Annotated in this window: 19 protein-coding genes; 10 read left to right on the plus strand and 9 right to left on the minus strand. The window is 55.0% G+C overall.

Going from position 1 to position 18,023, the window contains the following annotated elements:
* Positions 1-5: 5 nt before the first annotated feature.
* Positions 6-473, plus strand: a complete 468-nt coding sequence (gene accB, locus ACJJIW_RS03990) for an acetyl-CoA carboxylase biotin carboxyl carrier protein (protein ID WP_282934436.1) — start codon at positions 6-8, stop codon at positions 471-473.
* 15 nt (positions 474-488) lie between these two features.
* Entirely contained in the window at positions 489-1,829 is a 1,341-nt protein-coding gene (gene accC, locus ACJJIW_RS03995) for an acetyl-CoA carboxylase biotin carboxylase subunit (RefSeq protein WP_444936733.1), read from the plus strand.
* Here the strand turns inward: accC and ACJJIW_RS04000 are convergent.
* On the minus strand, positions 1,818-1,955 hold the full coding sequence (locus tag ACJJIW_RS04000; RefSeq protein WP_444936734.1) for a hypothetical protein: 138 nt from the start codon (positions 1,953-1,955) through the stop codon (positions 1,818-1,820). The genes accC and ACJJIW_RS04000 overlap by 12 nt on opposite strands.
* 24 nt (positions 1,956-1,979) lie before the next feature.
* Between ACJJIW_RS04000 and prmA the strand changes: the two genes are divergently transcribed.
* The 7 genes from prmA (at position 1,980) to coq7 (ending at position 9,587) form a co-directional block, all read left to right on the plus strand.
* Positions 1,980-2,861, plus strand: a complete 882-nt coding sequence (gene prmA, locus ACJJIW_RS04005; protein ID WP_444936735.1) for a 50S ribosomal protein L11 methyltransferase — start codon at positions 1,980-1,982, stop codon at positions 2,859-2,861.
* A gap of 75 nt (positions 2,862-2,936) precedes the next feature.
* Positions 2,937-4,172 carry a DUF3426 domain-containing protein gene (locus ACJJIW_RS04010; RefSeq protein ID WP_444936736.1) on the plus strand — a complete coding sequence of 412 codons (1,236 nt, stop codon included), beginning with the start codon at positions 2,937-2,939 and terminating at the stop codon, positions 4,170-4,172.
* A gap of 205 nt (positions 4,173-4,377) precedes the next feature.
* On the plus strand, positions 4,378-5,370 hold the full coding sequence (dusB, locus tag ACJJIW_RS04015; protein WP_444892695.1) for a tRNA dihydrouridine synthase DusB: 993 nt from the start codon (positions 4,378-4,380) through the stop codon (positions 5,368-5,370).
* Positions 5,367-5,675, plus strand: a complete 309-nt coding sequence (gene fis, locus ACJJIW_RS04020) for a DNA-binding transcriptional regulator Fis (protein ID WP_020411495.1) — start codon at positions 5,367-5,369, stop codon at positions 5,673-5,675. The genes dusB and fis overlap by 4 nt, the downstream gene beginning before the upstream one ends.
* Positions 5,676-5,818: 143 nt before the next feature.
* Positions 5,819-7,390 (plus strand): bifunctional phosphoribosylaminoimidazolecarboxamide formyltransferase/IMP cyclohydrolase, encoded by a 1,572-nt coding sequence (gene purH / locus ACJJIW_RS04025; protein ID WP_444936737.1) that lies wholly within the window; start codon positions 5,819-5,821, stop codon positions 7,388-7,390.
* Between the two features lie 191 nt (positions 7,391-7,581).
* Complete coding sequence (gene purD, locus ACJJIW_RS04030; RefSeq protein ID WP_444934792.1) at positions 7,582-8,886, plus strand: phosphoribosylamine--glycine ligase; 1,305 nt, start codon at positions 7,582-7,584, stop codon at positions 8,884-8,886.
* Positions 8,887-8,942: 56 nt separating this feature from the next.
* Entirely contained in the window at positions 8,943-9,587 is a 645-nt protein-coding gene (coq7, locus tag ACJJIW_RS04035; RefSeq protein WP_108731610.1) for a 2-polyprenyl-3-methyl-6-methoxy-1,4-benzoquinone monooxygenase, read from the plus strand.
* Between the two features lie 84 nt (positions 9,588-9,671).
* Here the strand turns inward: coq7 and ACJJIW_RS04040 are convergent, their stop codons facing one another.
* Positions 9,672-10,079: an OsmC family protein gene (locus ACJJIW_RS04040; RefSeq protein ID WP_282934442.1), complete on the minus strand. Its 408-nt coding sequence runs from the start codon at positions 10,077-10,079 to the stop codon at positions 9,672-9,674.
* Between the two features lie 301 nt (positions 10,080-10,380).
* Here ACJJIW_RS04040 and crp point away from each other — a divergent pair, with 301 nt between their 5' ends.
* Positions 10,381-11,031 (plus strand): cAMP-activated global transcriptional regulator CRP, encoded by a 651-nt coding sequence (gene crp / locus ACJJIW_RS04045; RefSeq protein WP_051089460.1) that lies wholly within the window; start codon positions 10,381-10,383, stop codon positions 11,029-11,031.
* 78 nt (positions 11,032-11,109) lie between these two features.
* On the opposite strand, the gene trpC is transcribed toward crp, so the two are convergent.
* The 7 genes from trpC to ACJJIW_RS04080 form a co-directional block, all read right to left on the minus strand.
* Positions 11,110-11,907 carry an indole-3-glycerol phosphate synthase TrpC gene (gene trpC / locus ACJJIW_RS04050; RefSeq protein ID WP_413665837.1) on the minus strand — a complete coding sequence of 266 codons (798 nt, stop codon included), beginning with the start codon at positions 11,905-11,907 and terminating at the stop codon, positions 11,110-11,112.
* A complete protein-coding gene (gene trpD / locus ACJJIW_RS04055; protein ID WP_444936738.1) occupies positions 11,901-12,950 on the minus strand; it encodes an anthranilate phosphoribosyltransferase in 1,050 nt (349 codons plus the stop codon). The genes trpC and trpD overlap by 7 nt, the downstream gene beginning before the upstream one ends.
* 72 nt (positions 12,951-13,022) lie before the next feature.
* Positions 13,023-13,601 (minus strand): anthranilate synthase component II, encoded by a 579-nt coding sequence (locus ACJJIW_RS04060; RefSeq protein WP_282934444.1) that lies wholly within the window; start codon positions 13,599-13,601, stop codon positions 13,023-13,025.
* 93 nt (positions 13,602-13,694) lie between these two features.
* Positions 13,695-15,206: an anthranilate synthase component I gene (gene trpE, locus ACJJIW_RS04065; protein WP_444892692.1), complete on the minus strand. Its 1,512-nt coding sequence runs from the start codon at positions 15,204-15,206 to the stop codon at positions 13,695-13,697.
* A gap of 231 nt (positions 15,207-15,437) precedes the next feature.
* Complete coding sequence (rpe, locus tag ACJJIW_RS04070) at positions 15,438-16,100, minus strand: ribulose-phosphate 3-epimerase (RefSeq protein WP_444892691.1); 663 nt, start codon at positions 16,098-16,100, stop codon at positions 15,438-15,440.
* A gap of 19 nt (positions 16,101-16,119) precedes the next feature.
* Positions 16,120-16,827, minus strand: coding sequence for a nucleotidyltransferase family protein (locus ACJJIW_RS04075; protein ID WP_282934446.1), 708 nt, complete (start codon positions 16,825-16,827; stop codon positions 16,120-16,122).
* A gap of 29 nt (positions 16,828-16,856) precedes the next feature.
* The gene (locus ACJJIW_RS04080; RefSeq protein ID WP_444936739.1) at positions 16,857-17,939 is read right to left on the minus strand and encodes an aminoglycoside phosphotransferase family protein; all 1,083 of its coding nucleotides are present in this window, start codon (positions 17,937-17,939) and stop codon (positions 16,857-16,859) included.
* Positions 17,940-18,023 lie beyond the last annotated feature (84 nt).

The following is an 18,023-nucleotide window of genomic DNA, read 5'->3' on the forward strand; positions in this document are numbered from 1 at the left end:
TAACTATGGATATCCGCAAAATTAAAAAATTGATTGAGCTGCTCGAAGAATCGGATATCGGCGAGCTGGAAATCAAAGAAGGCGAAGAGTCCGTGCGCATCAGTCGCGGCGTCAGCAGCGCAGCCCAACCCGTTGCACCGATTTACAGCGCGCCTCCCGCACCGGTTGCCGCCCCCGCTGCTCCGGCGCCCAGCGCTCCTGCTGCCCCAGCTGAAAAAGAGTCCAAGCCGGCTATCAGCGGACACGCGGTAAAATCCCCGATGGTAGGCACCTATTACGCTGCACCCAGCCCTGGCGCCGAGGCCTTCGTGAAAGTGGGTCAGCAGGTCAAAGTTGGCGATGTTGTATGCATCGTCGAAGCGATGAAAATGATGAACCAGATCGAAGCCGACAAGGCCGGTACTATTGAGTCGATCCTGCTGGAAGACGGCCAACCGGTTGAGTTTGACCAGCCCCTCGTGACCATCGTCTGAGTGGGGTAAGTCACAATGTTCGACAAAATCCTAATCGCCAACCGCGGCGAAATCGCATTGCGGATTTTGCGCGCCTGTAAAGAGATGGGCATCGCCACTGTGGCGGTGCACTCTTTGGTAGACCGCAATCTCAAGCATGTACGCCTGGCCGACGAATCTGTATGTATCGGCCCCAACCCATCCCCGCAGAGCTACCTAAATGTGCCGGCCCTGATCTCCGCCATGGAAATCACCGACGCAGTAGCCGTGCACCCCGGCTATGGCTTTCTCGCAGAGAACGCCGACTTCGCCGAACAGGTGCAAAAGAGCGGCTTTACCTTTATTGGCCCGGATCCCGATGTGATCCGCCTGATGGGTGACAAGGTGTCTGCAATTGCCGCCATGAAAAAGGCTGGTGTTCCCACCGTTCCAGGCTCTGACGGCCCGCTGCCCGATAATAGCGAGCGCTGCATGGAGATTGGCCGCAGCATCGGTTATCCGGTCATTATCAAAGCTGCCGCCGGTGGCGGTGGTCGCGGCATGCGCGTGGTAGAAAAGGAAGAGGAGCTGGTGAACGCGATTGCCGTGACCAAGTCCGAAGCCCAAGCGGCCTTCGGTGACGGCACCGTCTACATGGAAAAATTCCTGCAGAATCCCCGCCATGTTGAGATCCAGGTAATGGCCGACGGACAGGGCAACGCCGTCCATCTGGGCGATCGCGACTGCTCCCTGCAGCGCCGCCATCAAAAAGTTTTGGAAGAAGCCCCTGCTCCGGGTATTCCCGATGAGGTGCGCGAGCAGGTACATGAGTCCTGTGTACAAGCCTGTATCGATATCGGCTATCGCGGCGCGGGCACTTTTGAATTCCTGTATGAAAATGAGCGCTTCTACTTTATCGAAATGAACACCCGCATCCAGGTGGAGCACCCCGTTACCGAAATGGTAACCGGCGTCGACTTGATCAAAGAGCAGATTCGGGTTTGTGCCGGTGAGAAGCTATCCCTGAAGCAGGAAGATATCGTAATCAACGGTCACGCCTTTGAGTGCCGTATCAATGCCGAAGACCCGCAGACCTTCTTCCCCAGCCCCGGCAAGGTAAACAACTTCCATATGCCTGGCGGCCTGGGTGTGCGGGTCGACTCCCATCTCTACTCCGGATACTCGGTACCCCCCAACTACGATTCCATGATCGCCAAGCTGATCACCCATGCGGAAGATCGTGAAACCGCGTTGGCGCGTATGCGTGTGGCCCTGTCGGAACTGGTAGTGGACGGTATCAAAACCAATATTCCCCTACAGGAAGAGTTGGTACGAGATGAAAACTTTGCCAAGGGTGGGGTCAATATCCACTACCTGGAGAAGAAGTTAGGTCTTTAAGCGCTCGCCAGCCGGGGCAAAGTTAGCGAGAATTGCGGCAAACATAACGACACTGAACCTTGCCAAGGATGGCGTGGCAACCGTCGTTATCTGAGTGCGGCCCGGCCGCAACAATGCCGCAAACATCGCTACAACAATTCCGGAATAATTATGCCCTGGCTACAACTCCGCGTGGACACCGACCGTGATCACGCGGAAAAAATCGAAGACGCACTGCTTTTTGCCGGTGCCGTATCTGTCACCCTGCAAGACAACGCTGACCAACCGATCCTTGAGCCCGGGCTCGGAGAAGTGCCCCTATGGGAGCAAACACGGGTTACCGGGTTGTTCGATGCGGAAGTCGACACCTCAGTTACCGAGGCAAAAGCAGCTTCCTTCCTATGCGAAATACTGCCCAATGCCCGCTGGGAGCAACTTGAGGACAAGGATTGGGAGCGGGAGTGGATGACCCACTACAAACCCATCCAGTGCGGCCCCAATTTGTGGATCTGCCCCAGCTGGTGTGAGCCACCACAGCCGGACGCCGTGAACCTGCTGCTCGATCCGGGCCTTGCCTTCGGCACTGGCACGCACCCAACTACTTTCCTATGTCTGCAATGGTTGGCGCAGCAGGAGCTCGCAGGTAAGAGTGCCATCGACTTCGGTTGCGGCTCGGGTATTCTGGGGATTAGCGCACTTCTACTGGGAGCAGAGCGAGTTCTCGGCACCGATATCGATCCCCAGGCATTGCTCGCCAGCCGCGACAATGCCCAGCGCAACGGCATAGACCCCGAGCGCTTCCCGGTCTACCTGCCAGAACAAATGCCGAGCGAAGCCGCCGATGTTATGTTGGCCAATATCCTCGCCGGTCCCCTGGTAAAACTCGCCCCTCAACTGATACAGCTCACTCAATTGGGCGGAAAAATCTGTCTGTCCGGCATCCTCAGTTCCCAGGCAGAGCAGGTGAAAAATGCTTACAGTGAATGGATTGAGTTCGATCCTGACGGCGAACACGAGGGATGGGTCAGACTGACTGGCAAGCGGGTGCGCTAAATGCGCTCCCCAGCACTACGCGGGACCCCTTTGGGCTGATAAACTTGGCTGCTAAATAAACTGCGCTCTAGTCGAATGTCTCAACTGGTAACCCGCTGCCCTCATTGCAGCACATCATTTCATATTAATGACCAGCAACTGCGCGCTGCCCGCGGCGCCGTTCGCTGTGGGTCTTGCCTGCAGGTGTTTCGCGCAGACGAAAATATCGTTTTCTCAGAAAGTGATAGCGAGAGCCGCAATGATTTGGAGGCTTTGCTGGAAGACGATGACTTCCTGATCCACGACGATATCGAGCTCGACGAGGACGAACCCGCCACCCCGCCATCTCCACCAGCTGTGGATCAAACTACCAATCAGGAGAGTGCAACCAATGAGATTGCACCTGACAGCGCGCCCAAATCTGAACCAAAAGAATATAGTGCAGCAGCGCAGGAATTAATTGGTGACGCCTTTGGCGACCATGAGTGGCAGGAGCTGGAAGCATCTCACACCGAAGAGGAAGCGGAACCCGAAGAGGACCTGGATAAAATCCTCAAGCCGGACTGGGAAGAACTTCCTGATTTTGATTCTGACCCTTCGCCCGAGTACAACGGCCAACCTGAAGTACCGGAGTTTGAAACTTCTAGCTCCCTCGCTGAAGAGCCGTCCTGGGACAACAATGAGCCTGCAGTATCAACCGAGTCTGTAGATACACCTCCCCCCACTGAGGAAAGCCGCCAGGAGCCTTACTTCGGTGGCGAATCTACCACTGCTGAAGAGCCCCAGCGGGAGCAATTAATCTCAGCTATCCAGCCCGCGCCTGTGGAGATGTCGTGGGGAGTACCCAAAAAGAAACGCACAGCCTCTCCCTGGCTGTGGCGTGCATTGATTCCCCTATCGATCCTCGGCATAGTGATTCAGGTTGCATACTTCCAGTTCGATAGCCTCAGCCGCAAACAGCCCTGGCGCGACTTCTATGCTGCCGCCTGCCCACTATTCGGCTGCACCTTACCCCAACTAAAAGATACCCGGGCGATCCAGGCCACAAACTTAATGGTGCGCACCCACCCGCAGCTGCAGGGCGCCCTGGTAGTGGATGCAGTGCTGCTAAATACTGCCCCCTACGCGCAACCCTTCCCCAACTTATTGTTGAACTTCAGCGACCTGAAGGACAAGGCTGTGGCCAGTCGTCGGTTTACCCCGAACGAGTACCTACAGGGGGAGTTGGCCGGACGCAAACTAATGCCCCAGGACAGCCCCATTCATATCGCTATTGAGGTGGTTGACCCCGGTGCAGAAGCGGTAAACTACGAGCTGAACATCACTCACTGAACACACACAAGCTCCCCGGCTAAGTTTTTAGCAAAGGGGATTTGGCGCCATAAACAACCAAACCTGCGCATTCGACAGGCTAAATGAACAGTGATCGATCAAATTGCCCGCTTTTTCGCTTTGCCATTAACGGGCCAGCCGCTATCATAGGCGGCTGTTTTGCCGGGGCACAGATTGCCCTTCCTACAGCCCAAATGGAGCTACCGTGTCTACTGCCATTGGCCCCTATATTATCGACAACCCGGTAATTCTGGCGCCCATGGCCGGTGTCACCGACCGCCCCTTCCGCCAGCTGTGCCGAGAACTCGGCGCCGGATTGGTGGTTTCGGAGATGGTGACCTCGGACACTCGCCTGTGGAACAGCCGCAAGTCCCGCTTGCGCCTGGATCACGGTGGCGAAGCGGCGCCCATATCGGTGCAGATCGCCGGCGGTGATCCTGAGATGATGGCGGAAGCCGCTCGGGAGAATGCTCGTCGCGGCGCGCAAATCATCGATATTAATATGGGTTGCCCGGCAAAAAAGGTGTGTAAGAAAGCAGCGGGCTCCGCCCTGCTGCGGGATGAAAAGCTGGTAGCGGATATTCTTCAAGCCGTGGTCCAGTCTGTTTCCGTCCCGGTGACGCTAAAGATCCGCACCGGCTGGTGCCCGGATTCCCGCAATGGCGTCACTGTAGCCAAAATGGCCGAGGATTCCGGGATCGCTGCACTGGCGGTTCACGGTCGCACTCGCGCCTGTGGCTACCACGGACAGGCTGAATTCGATACCATTGCCGAAATTGTATCCAGGGTAAAAATCCCGGTTTTTGCCAATGGCGACATCTGCAGTGCTGAGAGAGCCCGAGAGGTGCTCGATTACACTGGCGCATCGGCGGTCATGATTGGCCGTGCAGCACAGGGACGACCATGGATTTTTCGGGAAATAGCCCACTATCTCGCCACTGGCGAGCGGCTACCCGAACCGACATTGGATGAAGTCAGGAATATTTTGCTCGCCCATTTGGGCGAACTACACCGATTCTACGGTGAAGTGATGGGGGTCCGTATCGCTCGCAAACATGTGGGCTGGTACTTGAAGACGCTCGCGGATAGCGAGTCCTTCCGCAAGACCTTTTTCCAAATAGAGAGTGCAGAAGTACAACATGCCAGCGTTCACGAGTGGTTTGAACGCCGAATAACGAGAGGGGCACAAGCGGCATGAACAACGAAGTATTAATTCCGGATACTGGCAATGAAGAAGTATCCTCCAGGGGACAGACTCAACTGGCACAGCCACAGCAGCAGTCCCTGCGCGATGCCGTCGAGCACGCAATGGAGAATTACTTCCGCCACCTGGATGGCCAGATGGTAACCGATGTCTACGACATGGTGCTGTCGGAGATCGAAGCGCCCATGCTCGAAGTGGTGATGAAATACACCCGCCACAACCAGACCCGCGCCGCGCAATTACTGGGTCTCAACCGTGGCACCCTGCGCAAGAAGCTGAAGCGCTACGGCCTGCTGTAAGCTTCCCACCAAGCGAAATTTTGAAGGGGGATGAGGTAACTCATCCCCCTTCGCTATTTTCCCGGCAGCGTTTTTGTTGCCACAGTGGACAACCGCTAAAACCCTTTAAACATCCTTTTCGAAAACCAGTTGGATCAAGTGCAATGACAGACAAGGTTTCCATCCGCCGCGCTCTAATTAGTGTCTCTGACAAGAGTGGCATTGTAGAGTTCGCTCAACAGCTCTCCGCAATGGGGGTTGAGATTCTTTCCACCGGCGGAACCCACCGCCAGCTCAAGGAAGCGGGTATTCCCGTGGTAGAAGTTTCCGACTACACCGGTTTCCCTGAAATGATGGACGGCCGTGTCAAAACTCTGCACCCGAAAGTACACGGTGGCATTCTGGGGCGCCGTGGTACCGATGATGCCATCATGGGCGAGCACGGTATCACCCCGATCGATATGGTGGTGGTTAACCTCTACCCCTTCGCTCAAACCGTTGCCAAGCCCGACTGTTCCCTCGAAGACGCTATCGAGAACATCGATATCGGCGGCCCTACCATGGTTCGCGCTGCCGCCAAGAACCACAAAGATGTCACTATCGTGGTCAATGCCAGCGATTACGGCAATATCATCGAGGAGATGAAAGCTAACGATGGTGCCCTGAGCCACACCAGCCGCTTTGATCTGGCGGTAAAAGCCTTCGAACACACTGCGGGCTACGACGGCGCTATTGCCAATTACCTGGGCGCCATTAAAGGCGAAGAAAAGCAGCTGTTCCCGCGCACCTACAACAGCCAATTTATCAAGAAACTGGACCTGCGCTACGGTGAGAACCCGCACCAGAAATCCGCTTTCTATACCGAAGCCAACCCAGCTGAGGCCAGTATTTCCACTGCCACCCAGCTGCAGGGCAAAGAGCTGTCCTACAACAATATCGCCGATACCGATGCCGCGCTGGAGTGCGTTAAGTCCTTCGAGCAACCCGCTTGCGTGATCGTTAAACACGCCAATCCCTGTGGTGTGGCAATTGCTAAAGATATTCATAAGGCCTACGACCTGGCTTTCGCTACCGACAGCGAATCCGCCTTTGGCGGTATCATCGCCTTCAACCGGGAACTCGATGGCGCCACTGCCCGCGCTATCGTCGAGCGACAGTTTGTTGAAGTCATCATCGCACCGTCAGTCTCCGAAGAGGCCAAGCAGGCCGTTGCCGAGAAGAAGAACCTGCGCCTGCTGGTATGCGGCCAGTGGAGCAGCGAGCGCACCCCGGCGCTGGACTACAAGCGCGTTAATGGCGGCCTGCTGGTTCAGGACCGCGACGACGGCCTGATCACCGCTGCCGACCTGAAAGTGGTCTCCAAGCGCCAGCCCACTGAAGAGGAAATCCGCGATCTGCTGTTTACCTGGAAAGTAGCCAAGTTCGTAAAATCCAATGCCATCGTATACGGCAAAGAGGGTCGCACTGTGGGTGTGGGCGCAGGCCAGATGAGCCGCGTAAACTCCGCGCGTATCGCCGCGATCAAGGCCGAGCACGCCGGCCTCGCCGTTGCAGGATCCGTTATGGCTTCCGATGCCTTCTTCCCCTTCCGCGACGGCATCGATAATGCTGCCGCTGTGGGAATCCAGGCGGTCATCCAGCCCGGCGGCTCCATGCGCGATGAAGAAGTGATCGCCGCAGCGGACGAGCACAATATGGCCATGGTATTTACCGGTATGCGCCACTTCCGCCACTAAGATTGTACGCCCGCAAATGCTTACTGCTACGGGCTATGATCAACGGGCTGGGAAGTATCGATACTTCCCAGCCCGCACAAATCATTTGAATCCAGGGGCGAGACTCAGGCCTCAGAATCAATTCCACGTTAAACTAGCACACCTATAACCTGTGCAATGGACCGGATCGGTCGACTTAGGGGGATTTAAGAATGAACGTATTGGTTATCGGATCAGGTGGCCGCGAGCACGCTCTGGCGTGGAAAGCAGCGCAAAACCCAAATGTCGGCACCGTCTATGTTGCCCCGGGCAACGCCGGCACTGCCCGCGAACCCAAGCTGGAAAATATCGCGATCGGTGTGGATAACTTCGCCGCCCTGGCAGATTTCGCCGAAGAAAACGGCGTAGAACTAACTATTGTCGGCCCGGAAGCGCCGCTGGTAGACGGCGTTGTCGATTTCTTTAATGCCCGTGGCCTCGCCATTTTTGGCCCCAGCAAAGGCGCCTCGCAACTGGAGGGCTCCAAAGCCTTTACCAAGGACTTTCTCGAGCGCCACAAAATCCCCACCGCTGCCTACCGCAATTTCACCGAAGTGGAGCCGGCGGTTGCCTACATTCGCGAGCGCGGCGCGCCCATCGTGGTTAAAGCCGACGGCTTGGCTGCGGGCAAGGGTGTAATCGTTGCCGAAACCGAAGAGCAGGCTGAGCTCGCTGTACGCGATATGCTGTCTGGAAACGCCTTTGGTGAAGCCGGCTGCCGCGTGGTTATCGAGGAGTTCCTCCAGGGTGAGGAAGCGAGCTTTATCGTGATGGTGGATGGTGAAAATATCCTGCCGATGGCCACCAGCCAGGATCACAAGCGCGTTGGCGATGGCGATACCGGCCCTAATACGGGCGGTATGGGTGCCTACTCCCCTGCACCGGTGGTGACTGACACCATTTACCAGCGCATTATGCAAGAGGTAATCGAACCCACCGTTAAAGGCCTGGCCTCTGAGGGTACGCCCTACACCGGTTTCCTCTACGCCGGCCTGATGATCGACAGCGACGGTACTCCGAAGGTTATCGAGTACAACTGCCGCTTTGGCGATCCGGAAACCCAGCCAATTATGATTCGTCTGAAGTCGGACCTGGTCGACCTGTGCATGGCTGCTCTGGACAAGAAGCTGGACACTGTCACTGCTGAGTGGGACCCCCGCCCGGCCCTGGGTGTGGTACTTGCCGCGCACGGCTATCCCGGCAGCTACCGCAAGGGCGACGCCATCAGCGGCCTGGACAAAGCAGACGGTGACAATGCCAAGGTCTTCCACGCCGGTACCGCACTGGATGGTGAGCGCGTAGTCACCAATGGTGGCCGGGTGTTGTGCGCCACAGCATTAGGGGATACCGTCGCTGAAGCTCAGGAAAATGCCTATGAATCAGCTCGGGCTATCTACTGGGACGGTGTGTTCTTCCGGAAAGATATCGGCTACCGCGCTGTCGAAAGAGAAAAGGTTTCTGCAGAGCAGCAGGACTAACAGCTGGCATCGGCGGCCGCTCATCAGCGGTCGCCTTCCACAGGGAGCAGAAGACTATGAGTAAACGCAGCCTCAGCGGACTCGACCGCCTGTTAATTCAAGCGGATCGGGCTCTGCGCACCCTGAGTCCCGGCGAACCCTGCCACGGCCGGGCATCCCCGGCCAAGGGTGAAGCCGAGACAGACCTCACCGACAGCGAACGCAAACACGCCGCTGGCCTTATGCGGGTCAACCATAGCGGTGAAGTCTGCGCCCAGGCGCTCTACCAGGGCCAGGCCCTGACCGCCAAGCTGCCCGAGGTGCGGGGGGAAATGGAGCGCGCTGCCGATGAGGAGATCGACCATCTGGCCTGGTGTGAACAGCGCTTGAAGGAATTGGACAGCCGCCCCAGCCTACTCAACCCACTGTGGTACGGCATGTCCTTTGGGCTCGGCGCCGCCGCCGGGAAAATCAGCGACCGAATCAGCCTCGGTTTTGTGGCCGCTACGGAAGACCAGGTGTGTAAACATCTTGAGAGCCACCTCGAAAAGCTTCCCGCCGACGACAAGAGAAGCCGTGCGGTAGTGGAACAGATGTTAATTGACGAAGACGAGCACGCCCACGCTGCACTGGCCGCCGGTGGTGCCCGCTTCCCCGCTCCGGTAAAAGGAGTGATGTCTCTGGTATCTAAAGTGATGACCTCGGCCAGTTATAAAATCTGACCGTTACTCTTCACTCACTAAAACGACTTGGATTTTAGGGAGGTTACGCCCAGTATCCTCCTTCCCTTCCCGGCTAATTTTCCTTCAAGCTTCTTCAACGCTGTAGCTGTGCACAATCTCGACACCCGCATTGCGCAACATGATGGAGCCTGAGCAGTATTTCTCTGCGGAGAGTTCCACTGCACGGGCAACATGGGATTCCTTCAATCCGCGACCGCGCACTACAAACTTCATTTCAATTCGCTCAAACGGCGATGGGGTTGTATCTGGGCGCACACCTTCCAGTTCACAATGACAGGAAATAATGTCTTGTCTCGCCTTCTGTAAAATACTCACCACATCGTAAGCCGCGCAGCCACCGACGCCCAGCAAAATCATTTCCATCGGGCGCACACCATTATTTGTGCGGCCGCCTTCCATCACTACCGAATTACCACTGCCGGCTTCACCGACGAAGGTTAAATCATTTACCCAGGTTACTTTCCCCTGCATCACTCCACTCCCATTAAAACTTCAGCGGCGAAGCTTAGCATATTGGCGAAGTCTATCCCGGCACCTGTATGTTTCCGGTATAGTGTCTGGTACGCCTCCGCGCGAAAGCCGAATGACGCATGATCAAATGCTTTTTCTATGAACGCATCGTGGTTTATGAAGTCCAAGCGACCCAGTGCCATAGTGTCACAGGTCACACTGCGGAACTTTGCCGCGGTCAGCCCCTGTTGGGGATTTTGTTTTCGCGCGATAATTCAATAGTGCTCAGCTGCTAAAGCCGGGATAGAGCACAAGACAAAAAATGAGGAATAAATCCGTGACGGTTGCTATCGAAGACCCCATGACTATCGGCAATATTGAAGACTTTCTGGCCCACTGCCACCGGCGTCGCTACCCGGCCAAGAGCACAATCATCTATGCTGGCGACCGCTGTGAATCCCTTTATTTCATTATGCGCGGTTCCGTTACAGTTCTGATTGAGGACGATGAAGGCCGCGAGATGATCGTTGCCTACCTCAACGACGGAGACTTTTTCGGTGAGATGGGCCTGTTCGATCAGGACACCCGCAGTGCCTGGGTCCGCACCAAAACCGAGTGTGAGGTGGCAGAAATCTCCTACACCAAGTTCCAAGAACTCACTCGCCAGCACCCAGAGTTTCTTTTCGCCCTGGCCACCCAAATGGCAGGCCGCCTGCGCAACACCACGCGCAAAGTTGGCGATCTTGCCTTCCTGGATGTTACCGGACGTGTCGCTCGCACCCTGCTCGACCTCTGCAATGAGCCGGATGCAATGACTCACCCCGAGGGCATGCAAATAAAAATCACCCGCCAGGAAATTGGCCGTATCGTCGGCTGCTCCCGGGAAATGGTGGGCCGCGTATTAAAAACCCTGGAAGAACAGGGCCTGGTTTCCGTTAAAGGTAAAACCATGGTGGTGTACGGTACCCGCTAGTAACCGAATAAATACACCGCATAAAAAAAGGGCGATTTTTACATCGCCCTTTTTTATTTCTACTACTGGAGTAAGCGGTCAGTTAAACATTTCCATCAGTTTCCTGCCCGGCTCCTCCTCCCGCATAAAGGCCTCTCCCACCAGGAAAGCATTGACGTTATGACCGCGCATCGCCGCAACATCATCTGTGGTATGAATACCACTTTCCGTGACCACAAGACGGTCTTCGGGGATCAAGTCCAGTAACTTAAAGGTATTTTCCAGCTGCACATCGAAAGTGTGCAGATTGCGATTATTGATGCCGATTAAGCGGTTAGGCAATGCCAGGGCCCTCTCCAACTCCTTGTGGTTATGCACTTCCACCAAGACATCCAAACCCAACTCCAAAGCGAGCCCGTTGAGATCCGCCATCTGTGGATCTTCCAGGCAGGCTGCAATCAGCAAAATACAGTCGGCCCCAATCGCGCGAGCTTCATAGATTTGGTAGGGATCAACGGTAAAGTCCTTGCGCAGCACCGGTAGGCGTACGGCATCGCGGGCCTGCTGCAAGTAATTATCTGCACCCTGAAAAAAGTCCACATCGGTTAGCACTGACAGACAAGCCGCGCCACCTTTTTCATAGCTAGTAGCAATTTCTGCAGGAAGGAAATCCTCGCGAATCACACCTTTACTGGGAGAGGCTTTTTTAATTTCGGCGATTACTGCAGCCTCACCAGTGGAAATCTTGCGATCCACTGCATCAACAAAACCTCTCGCCGGCTCCTGATCCCGGGCGCGAAGTCGAACTTCGTCGGTGGAGCACTCTGCCTTGCGCTCAGCAACCTCTTGCCACTTGCGCTCGACAATTGTTTTTAAAATGGTCGGTGTACTCACGATTGAATTTCCTCTGGGCGAAACGCACTGGTAAACGCGGCAAGATCGTTAATTTTCTCTCCGGCGAGACCGCTGTCGATAGCATCTTGTGCCATAGCGACACCTTGCTCTGCAGAGTGCGCAACGCCGCTGACATAAATTGCCAGGCCTGCGTTAAGCGCAATAATATCCGCGGCTTTTTGCCCCGCCTCAGTATTGCGCTTACCCAGCGCATCGCGAATCAGGGCCAGGGAGTCCTCGGAACCAGAAACACTAAGATCAGAGAGGTCACGGCGCTGCAAGCCAAAGTCTTCAGGCTTGAGGGTATATTCCTGCAAGGCACCATCCTTTAATTCCACAGCAAAGGTATCCGCAGCAATACTGGCTTCATCGAGCCCGTCTTCACTATGTAAAACCATCACATGCTCTGAACCGAGCTTTTGCAAAACTTCAGCCAACAGGCGGCAGTAGCGCTTGTCATACACACCGATTACTTTGCGCTTTACTCCCGCCGGATTTGTCATCGGCCCGAGTAAATTGAAGATGGTACGCAGTCCCAGCGCCTTGCGCGATGGGCCAACGTGGCGCATCGCATTGTGAAAGCTGGGCGCAAACATAAAGCCAATACCGATAGTCTCTACGCAACGCGCCATCTGCGAGGGACTCAATTCCAAAAATACGCCGGCGTGCTCAAGCAGGTCCGCAGAACCACTACTGGACGACACCGAGCGATTGCCATGCTTGGCTACCTTAGCTCCGGCGGCAGCTGCCACAAAGCTGCTCGCACTGGACACGTTAAACAGATTGGCGCCATCACCGCCGGTGCCGACAATATCAACCGTGTTTTCCAGATCGAGCTCAACCTTTACCGCCAGCTCACGCATGGTTTCCACAGCGCCGACAATTTCATCGACTGTCTCCCCGCGAATGCGCAGTGCGATAAGGAGTGCGCCTATCTGTGACTCCAGCGCTTCGCCACACATAATCTGGCTCACGGTTTCGCGCATTTCTTCACGAGTAAGGTGTTCGCCATCCACCAGTTTGGCAATGGCCTGTTGAATATTCATTTTTCCCCCTTTGCCCCGCTCTGCTTATTGATTCTGGCGGGGCCTGCCCGCCGCGCACTTGTTCTCCGGTCCTCAAGACTCGATAAAGTTTCTCAACATATCGTGACCGTGCATGGTGAGAATCGACTCAGGATGAAATTGCACCCCTTCTACCGCTAATTCCCGGTGCTTCACGCCCATGATCTCGTCAATTTCACCATCCTCTGTCTCAGTCCAGGCGGTGATCTCCAGGCATTCCGGTAAACTGCTTTTCTCCACTACCAGTGAGTGATAGCGAGTCGCCTCAAATGGGTTGGACAAACCGTGGAACACCCCCAAGTTGTTGTGCACTATAGGGGATGTTTTGCCGTGCATAACCTGCCGGGCACGAACTACCCTGCCACCGAAGACCTGTCCAATACTCTGGTGCCCCAGACAAATACCCAAAATAGGGATACTGCCGGCAAAGCGGCGAATGGTATCGAGAGAAATACCCGCCTCATTGGGGGTACAGGGACCCGGCGAAATCACAATTTTCTCTGGCGCCATTGCCTCGATTTCTTCCAGGGTAATTTCGTCGTTGCGTTTTACCACCACTTTTGCACCCAGCTCTTCCAGGTACTGCACTACATTCCAGGTAAAGGAGTCGTAGTTATCGATCATTAAAATCATTGTGCGGCCCCCTTAGCCTCTGGTTGATAAGTGGATTCTTCCATTCTTTTTTGCAGGCGTGCGAGAGAGGCCTGAGTCAATTTTGGGGAAATATTAACTTCGCTCATCTTGCTCGACCTTTACAGAGTCACCACTTTTGGCCAGCGCCATACCGGCGGCACGGAAAAGCGCACGGGCCTTATTCATCGTTTCATTCCACTCTGATTGCGGGTCGGAATCCGCTACCAACCCGGCCCCCGCCTGTACATACAGTTGGCCATTCTTGATAACCGCTGTACGAATGGCGATAGCGGTATCCATGTTGCCATTCCACGCCAAATAACCCACTGCACCACCATAGATGCCGCGTTTCTCGGGCTCCAGCTCATCAATAATTTCCATTGCTCGAATCTTCGGCGCGCCCGACAAAGTACCGGCAGGCAGTGCCGCACGCAGTGCATCCATTGCAGTGAGGCCCGGCTTTAACTGGCCGACAACATTGGAGGTAATATGCATCACGTGGGAATAACGCTCGACAAACATTTGGTCAGTGACTCTGACGCTACCAGTATCAGCCACTCGGCCTATATCGTTGCGCCCCAGATCTATAAGCATCAGGTGCTCAGCGAGCTCTTTCGGATCTGCCAATAACTCCTTCTCCAGGGCCAAATCTTCCTCTTCAGAGGCTCCCCGGTGACGGGTTCCTGCCAGGGGGCGTACAGTCATCTCCCCCTCCTCCAGGTGTACCAAAATTTCTGGACTGGAGCCCACCACATGGTGGTCACCGAGGTCGAGAAAATACATGTACGGCGACGGATTCAAACTGCGCAGGGCACGGTAAAAGTTTAGTGGCGGCGCCTCAAAAGGCGCAGACAGGCGCTGGGAGGGCACCACCTGCATCACATCGCCAGCAAGCACATACTCCTTAACCCGGTCTACAGCGCGCTTGAAGTTCTCTTCACCGAAGTGGGAGTGGAATTCACTCTCATCAATGCCGCGACCATGCAAATCGAGGGGTACCGTATCTGGTAGCGGTTGTGCCAACTGGTTTACCAGTTGATCCAAGCGCTGCTGAGATTTTTCATAGGCAGCCTCTTCATTGGCATCAGCATGGACAATCAAAATTACCGCACCGGCGAGATTATCAAAAACCACCAGTTCATCGCTGACCATCAAAAGAATATCCGGATTACCCAAGGTATCCGGCGGCGCACTGGCCGCAAGGCGTGGTTCGATATAGCGCACGCAATCGTAGCCAAAATAGCCCACTAGACCACCGTTGAAACGTGGTAGATCCTCTAACTCAGGCACCTTATAGCGCTGCTGAAACTGCTCAACAAACGCCAGGGGGTCTGAAGCGCTGTGGCTCTCTACAACCTCTCCATCAGTTTCCACGGTGATATCTGTGCCCTTAACCCTGAGCAGGGTTCGCGCCGGCAAGCCAATAATGGAATAGCGTCCCCACTTTTCTCCGCCCTGAACCGATTCCAGCAAGTAGCTGTAGCGGCCTCCGGCCAGTTTCAAATAGGTGGACAGTGGCGTTTCAATATCTGCCAGCACACGCCTTACCAGGGGGATACGGTTATAACCCTCAGACGCAAGTTGAGCGTATTCAGTAGGGGTCATGGAGACTCCGATCAGTTTTTCATTTTTTATGATTGGCGCCAGAGTATAAGCAGCGCCCACGGGAAAGGTGCCACAATCGCCAAACTCGATTGGGCTTCAGCAGGTCAGTGGCGCCATCGCCAGCTGTTTGTCAGGGAGAAAGAGTGGTTCACGGAAATTCCCTCAGTGCAGGCGCACAAGTTAACAAATCCCGTCTATGGCGGGCAAGAGATTGCCCGCCAGTTTTGCAAATTAAGCCAAACTCTTGCGCATAGCCGCAATCACTTCAGCGTAGTCCGGGGTATTAAAGATGGCGGAGCCAGCGACAAAAGTATCCGCTCCAGCCGCCGCAATTTCAGCAATATTGTCGCGGTTTACCCCGCCATCGATCTCGAGGCGGATATCAAACCCAGACTCATCAATCAACTTGCGGGCTTCTTTTAGCTTGGTCAGGGTATTGGGGATAAACTTCTGCCCGCCAAACCCAGGGTTTACCGACATCAGCAGGATCATATCCAGCTTATCCATCACATACTTGGCGGCATCGAGACCACTGGCGGGATTGAATACCAAACCGGCCTTACAGCCAAGACTGCGGATCAATTGCAGGGATCGGTCCGGGTGGCGAGAGGCTTCTGGGTGAAACGTGATATAGGTGGCACCGGCATCGGCAAACATGCGAATCATTTCATCGACCGGCTCCACCATCAGGTGAACATCAATCGGAGCTTCAACACCGTGTTTTCGCAGGGCCTGGCATACCATAGGGCCAATCGTAAGATTTGGCACATAGTGATTGTCCATCACATCAAAATGCACCCAGTCCGCTCCAGCTGCCAACACATTGTCCACCTCTTCACCCAAGCGGGCGAAATCTGCGGAGAGAATAGAGGGGGCAATCTTGTAATCTGACATCAGAATATCCTTCGGTAACTCAACTTTCGCCAGAGAGTCGGCGATCTAAATTTTCCAGGCGCTCGGGAGTTCCCACATCGCACCAGTCTCCCTCGTAGAGTTCAGCTTGTAACCTGCCCTCATTAAAGGTGAACACTTCTCCAAGCCCAAAACACTCGCGGCGCTTCGGGTATTCAGTAAGGGTTTCAGCTCGCAGCCAACTAATACCGGCAAAGGTATAGCGGGGCTTAGCTGTACCCGACAACAAACCACCCTCCATGCCGAAATCCCCATCGGGGTTATGGGGAGGATTGGGGACCATCAAAAGGCGTCCGGGGCAAGACTCCGGCAGCGCTCTCTCAATCCACTGCGACAAGTCATAGTCACACCAAACATCACCATTAACCACCAGAAAAGATGAATCGCCGATCAATGGCAGAGCCTTGAGAATCCCCCCAGCAGTTTCCAGTGGTTCCTCCTCATGCTCGACAGAGTAGTTAATTTCGACCCCCCAGCGGGAACCAGAACCGAGCTGCTGGCGAATTTTGGGCCCTAAGTAACCCAGGTTAATCACGATCTTTTGCACACCAATAGCGGCCAAGCGCTCAATTGCATATTCAATCAGGGGCTTTCCGGCAACCGGCAACAAGGGCTTGGGTGTTTGGTCCGTCAGCGGGCGCATACGACGCCCAAAGCCTGCTGCCAATACCATGGCAGTCAAAGGGGAATTCTTTTTGGGTTTGCTCATTAAATTTATCTGTACAGTTTCCGTGCAGCCTACTTCGGCAAATCACCTGCACTGCGGTAGTCGCAGTACCAGGGCAGAGACTCTATCTGCGGCAGCAAAATGCCACCGAACCAGTCAGCAAAAGGCTTCAGCTCAGGGTAGCGCCCGGCGGTTTCCAAAACATAGCGAATCACTAGTGGCAGGTGCTGCAAATAGCCCTGTTTTCCATCCCTCAGACTGAGGCGCGGGAACAGGCCCAGTACTTTGATGTGACGCTGTAATCCCATCCAGTCGAACCATCTCAGGTAGAGCTGCGGGTCCACCGGCTGCATAACGCCCGCAGCTTCAGCGGTCGCGGCATAAGCCAGCACCCATCGCTCTACCCGCTCGCGGGGCCAGCGGATATAGCAATCCCTAAGCAAAGACACCAGATCGTAGGTAGCAGGCCCCCACACCGCATCCTGAAAATCGACAATCCCGGGCCGCTCTCCGTCGCGAATCATCAGATTGCGGCTGTGATAGTCCCGATGAACAATAGTGTGGGGCTGCTCTTCAGCACTGTTGAGCAATAACTCAAAGGTTTGCTCCAGTAGCTTCTCTTCTTGCTGATCGAGTTGATGTCCGAGTAATTCTCGCACCAGCCACTCGGGCATAACCCGCATTTCCTTCAAAAGCAGTTCACGGCTATAAGCTGGGAACAGTTGTTCCTCAAAAGGGATCTGTTGAAGGCATAAAAGTTCACTCATTACCTCTGCATAGAGTCCTTCAACACTCTCGTCATCGAGCACACTATAGAGCTGGGTATCCCCGAGGTCCTCCAGTAACAAATAACCTTCCGCAGTATCTGCTGCTACCACCATCGGTGTGTGAATACCATTGCGACGCAAGTAATCGGCCAGAGCCACAAATCGAGCGGGATTGGTCAACTCGGGAGGCGTGTCCACGGCTATCAGTGGCGGCTCGGTTCGAGTACGAAAATAGCGACGAAACCCGGCATCTCCAGCCAGGCTCGACAAATCAGCCGGAGTACCCATATCCAGGGCCACACCAACCCACTCACTCAATGCGCTGCATCGGGGATCGGAGTCGATCTCGCACCCTTGCTCAACTTCACCGCTCGATCTTAAACTCATTTCATGACTTCCAACTGTTTCTAGCTGCATTTTAACCCTGAGCCTCCCTGCGTCCAGAGACGCCACTGTTAATTCTCGGAAGTC

It is taken from the genome of Microbulbifer maximicatervae (SeqCode) (assembly GCF_052467815.1).

What these genes read in the sequence shown, in the direction of transcription:
- trpE (WP_444892692.1), bottom strand. Translation starts at nt 15,206, where the DNA reads ATGACCCCTACTGAATACGCTCAACTTGCGTCTGAGGGTTATAACCGT.
- accB (WP_282934436.1), top strand. Translation starts at nt 6, where the DNA reads ATGGATATCCGCAAAATTAAAAAATTGATTGAGCTGCTCGAAGAATCG.
- ACJJIW_RS04075 (WP_282934446.1), bottom strand. Translation starts at nt 16,827, where the DNA reads ATGAGCAAACCCAAAAAGAATTCCCCTTTGACTGCCATGGTATTGGCA.
- accC (WP_444936733.1), top strand. Translation starts at nt 489, where the DNA reads ATGTTCGACAAAATCCTAATCGCCAACCGCGGCGAAATCGCATTGCGG.
- ACJJIW_RS04060 (WP_282934444.1), bottom strand. Translation starts at nt 13,601, where the DNA reads ATGATTTTAATGATCGATAACTACGACTCCTTTACCTGGAATGTAGTG.
- ACJJIW_RS04000 (WP_444936734.1), bottom strand. Translation starts at nt 1,955, where the DNA reads ATGTTTGCGGCATTGTTGCGGCCGGGCCGCACTCAGATAACGACGGTT.
- prmA (WP_444936735.1), top strand. Translation starts at nt 1,980, where the DNA reads ATGCCCTGGCTACAACTCCGCGTGGACACCGACCGTGATCACGCGGAA.
- fis (WP_020411495.1), top strand. Translation starts at nt 5,367, where the DNA reads ATGAACAACGAAGTATTAATTCCGGATACTGGCAATGAAGAAGTATCC.
- purD (WP_444934792.1), top strand. Translation starts at nt 7,582, where the DNA reads ATGAACGTATTGGTTATCGGATCAGGTGGCCGCGAGCACGCTCTGGCG.
- rpe (WP_444892691.1), bottom strand. Translation starts at nt 16,100, where the DNA reads ATGTCAGATTACAAGATTGCCCCCTCTATTCTCTCCGCAGATTTCGCC.
- ACJJIW_RS04080 (WP_444936739.1), bottom strand. Translation starts at nt 17,939, where the DNA reads ATGAGTTTAAGATCGAGCGGTGAAGTTGAGCAAGGGTGCGAGATCGAC.
- purH (WP_444936737.1), top strand. Translation starts at nt 5,819, where the DNA reads ATGACAGACAAGGTTTCCATCCGCCGCGCTCTAATTAGTGTCTCTGAC.
- ACJJIW_RS04010 (WP_444936736.1), top strand. Translation starts at nt 2,937, where the DNA reads ATGTCTCAACTGGTAACCCGCTGCCCTCATTGCAGCACATCATTTCAT.
- ACJJIW_RS04040 (WP_282934442.1), bottom strand. Translation starts at nt 10,079, where the DNA reads ATGCAGGGGAAAGTAACCTGGGTAAATGATTTAACCTTCGTCGGTGAA.
- crp (WP_051089460.1), top strand. Translation starts at nt 10,381, where the DNA reads ATGAGGAATAAATCCGTGACGGTTGCTATCGAAGACCCCATGACTATC.
- trpD (WP_444936738.1), bottom strand. Translation starts at nt 12,950, where the DNA reads ATGAATATTCAACAGGCCATTGCCAAACTGGTGGATGGCGAACACCTT.
- coq7 (WP_108731610.1), top strand. Translation starts at nt 8,943, where the DNA reads ATGAGTAAACGCAGCCTCAGCGGACTCGACCGCCTGTTAATTCAAGCG.